The sequence below is a fragment of the Syntrophomonas sp. UBA5494 genome (genome assembly GCF_002426325.1).
Genome location: NZ_DIPG01000131.1, coordinates 223 through 622, shown reverse-complemented (window position 1 = coordinate 622; position 400 = coordinate 223). Strand labels below are relative to the sequence as shown.

General features: G+C 56.8%; 1 protein-coding gene. It reads right to left on the bottom strand.

Annotated features, from left to right (window positions below):
* Positions 1-4 precede the first annotated feature (4 nt).
* Positions 5-400, bottom strand: a 396-nt coding sequence (locus B3W37_RS14675; protein ID WP_483176246.1) for a YcbK family protein, incomplete at its 5' end; no start/stop codon positions are given.

The following is a 400-nucleotide window of genomic DNA, read 5'->3' as shown; positions in this document are numbered from 1 at the left end:
GTTACTACCAGCGGGCATGATAACCGCGCACATCCACATGGGTGAAACTGGAATAGCGTCCCAGCCCCCCGTCCCCGAAAATGGTTTCGGCCGCATTGGCTACGGCGGCAGGGGCAACGCTGACCTGAATGTCAGCTGCGGTATTATACATATGCTGCGAATTGGCAGCGGCTCCTGAAAGCCTGCTGTTGTGCACCGGACAGCGATAACCTGAAGTCACCCAGATGGGGACTGAGCCCAATTTCACATAAAGGGCTTCGAGCCTCAACAGCAGGGCTTTGGACATCCCGCGGCCCAGGCTGCCGCAGTGGCGGCATTTGAATTCCCAGGGAGCGAAATGATCGGTCTGCAGGTAAGGGCTGAAAGCAGGTTGGCTGGACCAAAAAGCGATTTGATCTCT